Source organism: Amycolatopsis sp. NPDC104587, assembly GCF_055583645.1.
Genome location: NZ_JBVJNO010000019.1, coordinates 160,863 through 171,177, shown reverse-complemented (window position 1 = coordinate 171,177; position 10,315 = coordinate 160,863). Strand labels below are relative to the sequence as shown.

Below are 10,315 nucleotides of genomic sequence, written 5' to 3'. Positions count from 1 at the left end.
CTCCCCCCCCCCACCCCCCCCCCCCCCCCCTCCCCCCCCCCCCCCCCCCCCCCCCCCCCCCCTCCCCCTCCCCCCCCCCCCCCCCCCCCCCCCGCAACGTGGTCTCGATCAGTGCCGCGATGTCGTCTTCGGACATCCCGGCGGCTTCGGCGCGCCCCAGCCAGGCCACCAGCTCGTCCCGCAGCCGGCCCTGGTGGCCCAGCGACGGGCCGGCCAGGCTGCCGGTGACGAACGTGCCCACCCCCGGCCGGCCTTCGGCCAGCCCCTCCAGCACCAGTTCGCGGTAGGCCTTGAGCACGGTGTTCGGGTTGATCGCCAGCGACTGGGCCACGTCCCGCACCTTCGGCAGCTGGTCGCCGGGGCGCAGCAGGCCGACCCGCAGCGCCTGCTTCACCTGCACGACGAGCTGCATGTACGTGGCGACCCGGGAGCGGCCGTCCAGGACGAACTCGATCACCCCACACCCTCCTATTGTCCTACGACATTAAGACAACACCCGGGAACATCGTGCTGTCAAGGCGGACCCTCCGGGCATAGGGTTCCGGACGGGACGCACACCGGCACCGGGAGGCAGGCATGTCGTTGTTGGACGGGCTGAGCAAGGCGATCACGGACGGGTCGGTCGAGATCGTCGACCTCACCGCTCCCCTGAGCTCGAGCACGCCGATCCTGCAGCTGCCGGAGCCGTTCGCCAACACCATCCCGTTCCGCCTCGAGGAGATCAGCCGCTACGACGAGCGCGGCCCGCGGTGGTACTGGAACGACATCCACACCGGCGAGCACACCGGCACCCACCTCGACGCGCCCGTGCACTGGGTGTCCGGAAAGGACGGTCACGACGTCTCGGCGGTGCCGCTGAAGACGCTGGTCGCGCCCGCGATCGTGCTGGACTTCTCCGCGAAGGCGGCGCAGGACCCCGACTTCCTGCTCTCGATCGACGACGTCCGCGCGTGGACGGCCGAGCACGGCCCGCTGCCCGACGGCGGCTGGCTGCTCTACCGCACCGGCTGGGACGCGCGCAGCGCCGACCAGGCCGAGTTCCTCAACGCCGACGAGGCCGGGTCGCACTCCCCCGGCGTCTCCCCCGAGTGCGCGCGGTGGCTCGCCGAAGAAACCCCGATCACCGGGCTCGGAGTCGAGACCATCGGCACCGACGCGGGTCAGGCGCCCGGCCTCGACCCGATGTTCCCGTGCCACGAGCTGCTGCTGGGCGCCGGGAAGCACGGCCTCACGCAGCTGCAGAACCTGGCTTCCCTGCCGCCGACCGGCGTGCTGCTGGTCGTCTCCCCGCTGCCGATCGTGGGCGGGTCGGGCAGCCCCGCCCGCGTGCTGGCCCTGGTGGAGCGGTGAACGTCGCCGAGCTGGTCGGCCGGACCCTGGCCGGCCTCGGCGCCGGCACCGCGTTCGGCGTGGTCGGCAGCGGGAACTTCGAGGTGACCAACGCGCTGCGGGCGGCAGGCGTCCGGTTCGTCGCCGCCCGCCACGAGGGCGGCGCGGCGAGCATGGCCGACGCCTACGCCCGGATGAGCGGGAAGGTCTCGCTGCTGTCGCTGCACCAGGGCTGCGGGCTGACCAACGCGGTCACCGGGATCACCGAGGCGGCCAAGAGCCGGACGCCGATGATCGTGCTGACCGCCGACTCCGCGGGCGCGTCCGTGCTGTCCAACTTCCGCATCGACCAGGACGGCCTGGCCACGGCGGTCGGCGCGGTCCCGGAGCGGGTGCACTCCGCCGCGAGCGCCGTCGCCGACACCGTGCGGGCCTTCCGGACGGCGCGGCAGCAGCGCCGGACGGTGGTGCTGAACCTGCCGCTGGACGTCCAGGCCCAGCCGGCACCGGAGTCTCCGGAACGGTTGCCGGCGGTGGTCGGGCCGGCCCCGATGCGCCCCGACATCGGTGCGGCCTCGGAGCTGGCGGACCTCCTGATGGCCGCCGAACGGCCGGTGTTCATCGCCGGCCGGGGCGCCCGCGGCAGCCGGGAACCGTTGCGGGAGCTGGCTTCGCGCAGCGGCGCGCTCCTGGCGACGTCCGCGGTCGCGCACGGGCTCTTCCACGGTGAGGAGTTCGCGCTGGGCATCTCCGGCGGGTTCGCCTCGCCGACGGCCGCCGAGCTGATCGTCGGCGCGGACCTGGTGGTCGGGTGGGGCTGCGCGCTGAACATGTGGACCACCCGGCACGGGAAGCTGCTCAGCCCGCACGCGAAGCTCGTCCAAGTCGACCTCGAGCAGAGCGCGCTCGGGGCGCACCGCCCGATCGAGCTCGGCGTGGTCGGCGACGTCGGGTGCACGGCCGAGGACGTCCTGAGCGAGCTCGGTGACCACAAGGCGGTGGGGTACCGGACCGAAGAGGTCGCCACGCGGATCGCGTCCGGCCGCTGGACCGACGTCGAGCACGAGTCGCTGTCCCGCGGCGGCCGGATCGACCCGCGGACGCTCAGCCGGCTCCTGGACGAGATGCTGCCCGCCGAGCGGATCGTCTCGATCGACTCGGGCAACTTCATGGGGTACCCGAGCGCGTACCTCTCGGTGCCCGACGAGCAGGGGTTCTGCTTCACCCAGGCGTTCCAGAGCATCGGGCTGGGCCTCGGCACGGCGATCGGCGCGGCGCTCGCCCGCCCGGACCGGCTGCCGGTGCTGGGCACCGGCGACGGCGGGTTCCACATGGCGGTGTCCGAACTGGACACGGCGGTCCGGCTCGGCCTGCCGCTGGTGGTGATCGTCTACAACGACGCGGCGTACGGCGCGGAGGTCCACCACTTCGGCGACGCGGACATGACCACGGTCCGCTTCCCGGACTCCGACCTCGCCGCCATCGGCCGCGGCTTCGGCTGCGACGGCGTCACGGTGCGCTCGGCGGAGGATCTTTTCGCAGTGCGCGAGTGGCTCGCGGGCCCGAGGTCGGCGCCCCTGGTGATCGACGCGAAGATCGCCGACGACGGCGGCTCCTGGTGGCTCGCGGAGGCGTTCCGGCACTGACCCCGCCCCGAGGTTCCCGGGCCGCGTGAACGACATCGCTGTGGAGTGCGGCAATTCGCGCCTCCAGCCCCTGCTGGACGCCTACATCGCGGGCGCCGACGTCCCGGACGTCAGCGTGGTGAAGACGCAGGTGCTGCACAAGAATCGACGTGCGTCGATGCTGTTCGGCCTGGGCCACTTGACCCACAACGGCGGCAGTGGAGCGGTGGCACAGCTGGAGCGCGAGAGCCGCTGCGCGGGCGGGCGACTGTCTTGGATACACCGCCGGGTGGGCTCGAGTGGCCGGAAACGTTCTTCGAGCGGGAGCGCCAGTCGGGCATTCTGCTGCGCGGCAACTGAGAACGCGTGGGCGTAGGCCCGTAGCCGGTTGGCTGCGGGCCTTTCCCCTGTTCGGTTGTCTCAGGCCGCGAACGGCAAGGGTTGGTGGAGGTTGTTGCGCCGGGGTTTTCGGCGTTTGTCGAGAAAGGCGGGCGGGAGGAATTCGGGGTGGCCGTCGGCGGCCATGCGGACCTCCCAGCCCGAGCGGTGCAGCAGCCGGTGGTGGTGGTGGGAACACAGCAGCACCAGGTTGTTCAGGTCCGTCGGGCCGCCCTCGGCCCAGTGGCGGACATGGTGCCCCTGGCAGTGGCGGGGTGGGCGGTGACAGCCGGGGAAGGCACACCCGCGGTCGCGGAGGTAAAGAGCCCGGCGCAGCCCCGCGGAGATCAGGCGGCGGAGACGGCCGAGGTTCAACGGTTCGCTTTTCTCACCCAGGACCGCGGGGATGACCATGCTGTCGCAGGCGTGGACACGAGCGTCGGCGGCGCTCATGGTGCCGGTGTCGCCGAGGGTGGCCTTGCCGACACCGGACTTCAGGTCGGCCAGCGACACGGCGACCATGACGTGGGCTCGTTCGCCCGCCTGCATCGGCAGGTCCGGGGAGTTGAGCGCAAGGTCGATCGCATCGGAGAAGGCATCGCCGTAGCGTTCTTGCGGAGAGCGGAAGTCGTCCGCGGCGCGGCGTTCGGCCAGCGAGTCCAGCAACGCGCTGGCGCGAGTCCCCGTTTCGTCGTCAAACCGGCCGGAGAGTTCCCAGATGCCGGATCTCTTGCGCCGCAGCGAAAGTTCCCGACGGGGAGCGCCAGATTCGGCATCGTCGGGTTCGGCACCGTCGGGGTCCAGGTGAGCAACGATCCGCGCCCCCAAGGCACCAACCTGCTTGTGCCCGGCGTCGGCGGCAAAGGCGAGCAGGTCAGATTCAGCGCCATCACGATGCTCAGACGGAACCTGAGTGAGCACCTCGACAATCGTATCGATCATCGGATTGCTCAGGGAACCCGCCGAAGCAGCAACTCCAGTGGCAGGAGCAAGAGCGGCAACCGAAGTGCCATCAAGAGCCCGACCAGGATTGAGAGCCCGAGCCCGCTTCACAACACGCTCGGCAGCAGCCCGAGGAACATCAGCAAGATGCTCAAAAAGCCGAGAAACAGACCGATACCCGAAGAGCTCCTGAACACCACGCGCCTCAATCTCCACAAGAAGCGCCCCCATCTCAGCCTCAGCAGACCGAACAACGGCCAGCAAGGCCCCAACACGGTCGGCCAGGGCCTCCGCATCGGCCCGCCGCACAAAGTTCCCGTCCACACAGGAAGAATATCGTAGGACGAACAAGTGTTCATCACACAACAGGGTGGCGAGAGAGCAAGCTGTCCGCACCCCAGAACACCAACCACACGAAAAACCAGAGGACGAGATCCGCAGCGTGGGGAACTCACCGAGCCCAGGACTCCAACGCAATCAACGTCTTGGTCCCGGTAACCTGATGATGCCGCCGAATTTCATCAATAGTGGTCTGCAGATGAGCCATATCCCGAACCCGCAACCAGACAAGAGCATCCGGATCCCCGGCAATGGTGAAGACAGCCTGAGCCTCCGGCATCCGAGTGGTAGTACGCAGGATCTCGGCAACCTTCGTGTTCCCGACAAACCGCAACTCGGTAAACGCCTCGATCCCCCAGCCCAGCTTCGCGTGGTCGACCTGAACGGTGAACCCCGTGATCACCCCGGTCTCCCGCAGCCGGTCGATCCGCCTCTTGACCGCGGCGGTCGAGAGGGTGACCCGCCCGGCGATGTCGGAGAGCGTGCGGCGGGCGTCCTCGCGCAGCAGGCCGAGGATCTCGTGGTCGGTCGCGTCGAGCAGCTCGTCGGTCATGCGCCCGAGCGTAACTTCGCGCAAAAATCCGAGCCAGCCGACGCGGATGCCCGCCGAAATTTGCGTGTGAGACCTTGATCCGGCGATGCCTGTTGCGCAAGGGTGACGCGCGCCGCACTGTGCCCCGAAGCACACCCGGACGAGAGGACCGCGTCGTGGAGACGTTCACGCTGGAAGACCGCTACCTGCGGGAGGCGGGGACCGTGCACCTGACCGGGGTGCAGGCCCTGGTCCGGCTGCTGTTCGACCGCGTCCGCCACGACCGCGCCCACGGCGGCGACCCCGCCGTCTTCGTCTCCGGGTACGAGGGCTCGCCGCTGGCCGGCTACGACCTCGAGCTCGGCCGTCGCGCGAAGCTGCTCGAGAAGCACGACGTCGTCCACCGGCCCGGTCTCAACGAGGAGCTGGCCGCGACGTCGGTGATGGGCAGCCAGCTGGTCGCGGGCGCCGGCGGGCGGCGCGGGGTCACCGGGTTCTGGTACGGCAAGGCCCCCGGCCTCGACCGCGCCTCCGACGCCCTCCGCCACGCGAACCTCGCCGGCACCGATCCCCGCGGCGGCGCGGTCGCGCTGGTCGGCGACGACCCGAACGCCAAGTCCTCGACGGTCCCGTGCGCGTCCGAGCTCGCCCTCGCCGACCTGGCGATCCCGATCTTCTACCCGGTCGACTCCCAGGACGTCCTCGACCTCGGGATGCACGCGGTCGAGCTGTCGCGGGCCAGCGGGCTCTGGACGTCGCTCAAGGTCGTGGCCAACGTGGCCGACGCGTCCGGCACCGCGGTCGTCAGTCCACAGTGGACCGCACCGGAGCTCGCCAAGGCCTACCGCCACACACCGACGTCACGGCTGCTCGGCACCAGCCTCGCCGAGCTGGAGCGCAGCCTCTTCACCGTCCGGCTGCCACTCGCGCTGGAGTACCTGCGCGCCAGCGGGGTCAACCGGATCACGCACCGGGGACCGGCCGACCGGATCGGCATCGTGTCCGCCGGCAAGTCCTACCTGGACCTGCAGCAGGCGCTGCGCGCGCTGGGCCTCGACGAGGAAGGCCTGGCGAAGCACGGCATCCGCGTGCTCAAGCTCGGCGCGATCCACCCGCTCGAACCCGGGATCGTCCGCGAGTTCGCCGACGGCCTCGAGGAGATCGTCGTGGTCGAGGAGAAGCGGGCGTTCATCGAAACCGCGTTCAAGGAGGTCCTCTACGGCCTTCCCGGCGCGCCCGCCATCACCGGCAAGAAGGACCGCGACGGCCGGAGGCTGTTCACCGAGCTCGGCGAGCTGGACCCGGACGGCGTCGCGACCGGCCTGGCCCGGCGGCTGCCCGAAGGCATCCCGTCGGTGGACGCCTTCACCGCGCGCCGTCGCCGTGAGCGCATCTCGGTGCCGCTGCTCGCGCGGACGCCGTACTTCTGTTCGGGCTGCCCGCACAACTCGTCGACGAAGGTCCCGGAAGGCACGCTGGTCGGCGGCGGCATCGGCTGCCACACGATGGCCCTGTTCATGGAGCCCGACCAGGTCGGCACCGTCCTCGGCGTGACGCAGATGGGCGGCGAGGGCACGCAGTGGATCGGGATGGCGCCGTTCGTCGAGGCCGAGCACTTCGTGCAGAACATCGGCGACGGCACGTTCACCCACTCCGGCAGCCTCGCCGTGCGCGCGGCGGTCGCCGCCGGTGTGAACATCACCTACAAGCTGCTCTACAACTCCGCCGTGGCGATGACCGGCGGCCAGGACGCCGTCGGCGGGCTGCCCGTCGAGAAGGTCGCCGAGCTGCTGCTGGTCGAAGGCGCGAAGCGGGTCGTGATCACCAGTGACGCGCCGGGCAAGCTGCGCCGCCGCAAGCTGCCCGGCGGTGTCGACGTCCGCGACCGCACGGAACTGCTGGCCACGCAAGAGGAACTGGCCGCCGTCAAGGGTGTCACCGTGCTCATCCACGAGCAGGAGTGCGCGGCCGAGAAGCGGCGGAAACGCCGCCGGGGCAAGCAGGAGACGCCCGCGACGCGGGTCGTGATCAACGAACGCGTCTGCGAAGGCTGCGGCGACTGCGGCACCAAGTCGAACTGCCTGTCGGTGCAGCCGGTGGCGACCGAGTTCGGCCGCAAGACCACGATCCACCAGTCGTCGTGCAACGTCGACTACTCGTGCCTGGCCGGGGACTGCCCGTCGTTCGTCACCGTGGTGCCGACCGGGAAGAAGCAGCGCCGCAAGCTCGGCGAGCTCGCCGCTGACGCCGTCCCGGCGCCGGCGATGGCGGCCACGAAGGACTTCACGGTCCGGATCACCGGGATCGGCGGCACCGGCGTGGTGACGGTGACGCAGATCCTCGCCACCGCCGCGGTGCTCGACGGGCGGCACGTCCGCACGCTCGACCAGACCGGGCTTGCGCAGAAGGGCGGCGCGGTGGTGTCCGACCTGAAGGTGACGGCGGAGCCGGTCGAGCAGGCCCCGAAGCTGGCCACCGGCGAATGCGACCTCTACCTGGCGTGCGACGCGCTGGTCGGCGCCGACCGGACCAACCTCGGGGTCGCCGACCCGGCCCGCACGACCGCCGTCGTCTCCACCACGGAGGTCCCGACCGGCCGGATGGTCGTCGACACGACGGTGTCCTTCCCAGACCCCGGCAGTGTCCTGGCGCCCCTTGAGGCAGCGGCGGCGCGCACGGTTTCGCTCGACGCGCGCGGCCTGGCCGAGACGCTCTTCGACGACGACCAGTTCGCCAACGTCCTGCAGCTCGGCGCCGCCTACCAGACCGGCGTGATCCCGCTGCCGGCCGCGGTGATCGAGCGCGCGATCGAACTCAACGGCACCGCGGTCACCGCGAACGTCCAGGCGTTCCGCCGCGGCCGCCAGCTGGTCGCCGACCCGGACGCGCTGACGACGTCACCCACCGCCGCGGTCCCCGTCGCGCAGCCGGCGGCGCGGGCACTGGTGCACGCGGCGCCCGGGTCCGAGCTGGCGCGGGTGCTCGACATCCGGGTCCCGGACCTGGTCGCCTACCAGGACGAGGCCTACGCCCGCGCGTACGCCGAGTTCGTCGAGCGGGTGCGGGTGCTGGAGGACGGGCCGACCGAGGTCACCGAAGCGGTCGCGAAGCACCTGTACAAGCTGATGGCCTACAAGGACGAGTACGAGGTCGCCCGGCTGTCGCTCGACCCGGCGTTCGTGACCGGGCTGGCCGAGCAGTTCGGCGAGGGCACGCGGTTCGCCTACCGGCTGCACCCGCCGGTGCTGCGCGCGCTCGGGATGAAGCGCAAGATCAGCCTGGGCCCGTGGTTCCGGCCGGCGTTCCGGCTGCTGCACGCGCTGCGGCGGCTGCGCGGCACCCGGTTCGACCCGTTCGGCCGCGCCGAGGTCCGGCGGGTGGAGCGCGAGCTGGTCGAGGACTACCGCGGCACCGTGCTGGCGGCGTTCCGGGCGGCCGACGTCGACCGGGCGCGGGTGCTGGCCCTGGCCGAGCTGCCGGACCTGGTCCGCGGCTACGAGGACGTCAAGCTCGCCAACGTCGCCCGCTACCGGGAGAAGAAGGCCGAGCTGCTCACGCTCGTAAGTAGCTGAGCATCGCCTGGGCCTCGTCGGGGACGCGCAGCTTCGCGCTGACATCCCCGGCGTGCTGCCGGGCCGCCGCGGTGCCGATGCCGAGCAGCCGGCCGATCGTCGGCACCGAATGACCTTCGGCCAGCAGCGCCACGACCTCGCGCTCACGGGCCGTCAACGACGTGACCGGGTCGCCGGGACGGCGGCGGGCCAGCTGGACGGCGACGACGTCGCGATCCAGCACCGTGCCGCCCGCCGCGACGCGGCGCAGGGCGTCCAGGAACTCGCCGGGCCGGCCCACGCGCTCCTTGAGCAGGTATCCCGCACCGCCGCCGTCCGCGGCCAGGAGGTCACCCGCGTAGCCGTCCTCGACGAAGGCGGACAGCGCGAGGATCGCCAGGCCCGGGGCGCGCCGCCGGGCTTCCAGCGCCGCGCGGAGCCCTTCGTCGGTGAACGTCGGTGGCAGCCGGACGTCGACGACCGCCAGGTCCGGGGCCTCCGTCTCGACCGACGCCACCAGGTCCTCCGGGTGGTCGACGGCCGCGACGACGGCAAAACCTTCGCTGCGCAGGAGCAGCACCAGCCCCTCGCGCAACAGGGCGTCGTCCTCCGCGATCACGATCCGCACGACGGCTGCCTCCTCGCTCCACGCCTCTCCCTGCCTGGATGCACGGATGGGCGGGTGTGTCCGGTTCAGCCGATGCCGGTGGTCCGGAAGCGGGCCCGGTAGTCGCTCGGTGTCACGCCCAGGCCGCGCGCGAAGGCGCGTCGGAGCGTCTCGACGGATCCGAAACCCGACCGCCGCGCCACGACGTCGAGCGGGTCGATCGTGGTTTCCAGCTGCTCCTGGGCGAACTCCAGCCGCACCCGCTCGACGAACCGGGCCGGAGTCAGGCCGAGCTCCTCGTGGAACAGGCGGGTCAGGTGCCGCGTGCTGACCCCGGCGCGGGCCGCCAGGTCGTCGAGCGTGTGCGGGGCCGACGGGTCGGCCGCGACGGCGTCGAGCACCGCCCGCAGCAGCTCGGTGCGCGGGCGGCCGGTCTCCAGCCGGACACTGAACTGCGACTGGCCGCCCGGCCGCTGCAGGAAGACGACCAGGTGCTTGGCCACCAGCCGGGCCGTCTCGGCGCCGAGGTCCGCCTCGACCAGCGCGAGCGCCAGGTCGATGCCGGAGGTGACGCCGGCCGAGGTGATGACCGGGCCGTCCTGGACGAAGATCGCGTCGGCGTCGACGCGGACGAGCGGGAAGCGGCGGGCGAGCTGGTCGGTGAGGTCCCAGTGGGTGGTGGCGCGCCGCCCGTCGAGGACCCCGGCAGCGGCCAGGGCGAACGCGCCCGCGCACACCGAGGCTGTGCGGCTCGCGCCGTCGGCGAGCCGGCGGATCTGCGCGACCAGCTCGGTGTCGGCGATCGTGCGGACCCACTCCGGCCCGCCGGGCACCAGCACGGTCGCGCCGCGCGGGTCCGCCGTCGCGAGGTCGAGGTCGGCGCCCAGCCGGGTGCCGGTGTTGGGGGGGGGGGGGGGGCCGGCGAGGGAAGGAGGCCACCGCACACACCGCCCCCCCCCTCCCCTGGCCCCCGCCACAAAACCCAACCAACCCCAACACACTCGACAGAACA

The 10,315-nt window shown here is 71.8% G+C and carries 8 protein-coding genes and 1 pseudogene; 4 read left to right on the top strand and 5 right to left on the bottom strand.

The features are described from left to right. Nucleotides 1-88 precede the first annotated feature (88 nt). Nucleotides 89-457, bottom strand: a pseudogene (locus ACZ61C_RS42545) (GntR family transcriptional regulator); the annotation flags it as partial. Between the two features lie 119 nt (nt 458-576). On the opposite strand from ACZ61C_RS42545, the gene ACZ61C_RS42540 reads away from it, so the two are divergent. Genes ACZ61C_RS42540 through ACZ61C_RS42530 form a run of 3 tightly spaced genes read left to right on the top strand, consistent with a single transcriptional unit; the run spans nt 577 to nt 3,330 of the window. Continuing rightward, nucleotides 577-1,350: a cyclase family protein gene (locus ACZ61C_RS42540; protein WP_465313637.1), complete on the top strand. Its 774-nt coding sequence runs from the start codon at nt 577-579 to the stop codon at nt 1,348-1,350. Further along, the gene (locus ACZ61C_RS42535; RefSeq protein WP_465313636.1) at nt 1,347-2,975 is read left to right on the top strand and encodes a thiamine pyrophosphate-binding protein; all 1,629 of its coding nucleotides are present in this window, start codon (nt 1,347-1,349) and stop codon (nt 2,973-2,975) included. The genes ACZ61C_RS42540 and ACZ61C_RS42535 overlap by 4 nt, the downstream gene beginning before the upstream one ends. A gap of 25 nt (nt 2,976-3,000) precedes the next feature. Next, nucleotides 3,001-3,330, top strand: coding sequence for a hypothetical protein (locus tag ACZ61C_RS42530; protein ID WP_465313635.1), 330 nt, complete (start codon nt 3,001-3,003; stop codon nt 3,328-3,330). 44 nt (nt 3,331-3,374) lie between these two features. Here the strand turns inward: ACZ61C_RS42530 and ACZ61C_RS42525 are convergent, their stop codons facing one another. After that, entirely contained in the window at nt 3,375-4,598 is a 1,224-nt protein-coding gene (locus tag ACZ61C_RS42525; RefSeq protein WP_465313634.1) for an HNH endonuclease signature motif containing protein, read from the bottom strand. Nucleotides 4,599-4,725: 127 nt separating this feature from the next. Next, complete coding sequence (locus ACZ61C_RS42520; protein ID WP_465313633.1) at nt 4,726-5,166, bottom strand: Lrp/AsnC family transcriptional regulator; 441 nt, start codon at nt 5,164-5,166, stop codon at nt 4,726-4,728. Nucleotides 5,167-5,321: 155 nt separating this feature from the next. On the opposite strand from ACZ61C_RS42520, the gene ACZ61C_RS42515 reads away from it, so the two are divergent. After that, nucleotides 5,322-8,717 (top strand): indolepyruvate ferredoxin oxidoreductase family protein, encoded by a 3,396-nt coding sequence (locus ACZ61C_RS42515; protein ID WP_465313632.1) that lies wholly within the window; start codon nt 5,322-5,324, stop codon nt 8,715-8,717. Here ACZ61C_RS42515 and ACZ61C_RS42510 read toward each other — a convergent pair. Next, entirely contained in the window at nt 8,698-9,324 is a 627-nt protein-coding gene (locus ACZ61C_RS42510) for a response regulator (RefSeq protein WP_465313631.1), read from the bottom strand. The two genes, ACZ61C_RS42515 and ACZ61C_RS42510, sit on opposite strands and share 20 nt — an antisense overlap. Before the next feature lie 65 nt (nt 9,325-9,389). Further along, nucleotides 9,390-10,247: a GlxA family transcriptional regulator gene (locus ACZ61C_RS42505; RefSeq protein ID WP_465313630.1), complete on the bottom strand. Its 858-nt coding sequence runs from the start codon at nt 10,245-10,247 to the stop codon at nt 9,390-9,392. Between the last annotated feature and the right edge of the window lie 68 nt (nt 10,248-10,315).

Bases quoted from the DNA above. Each gene is read 5' to 3' on its own strand.
- ACZ61C_RS42540 (WP_465313637.1), top strand. From the start codon at position 577: ATGTCGTTGTTGGACGGGCTGAGCAAGGCGATCACGGACGGGTCGGTC.
- ACZ61C_RS42520 (WP_465313633.1), bottom strand. From the start codon at position 5,166: ATGACCGACGAGCTGCTCGACGCGACCGACCACGAGATCCTCGGCCTG.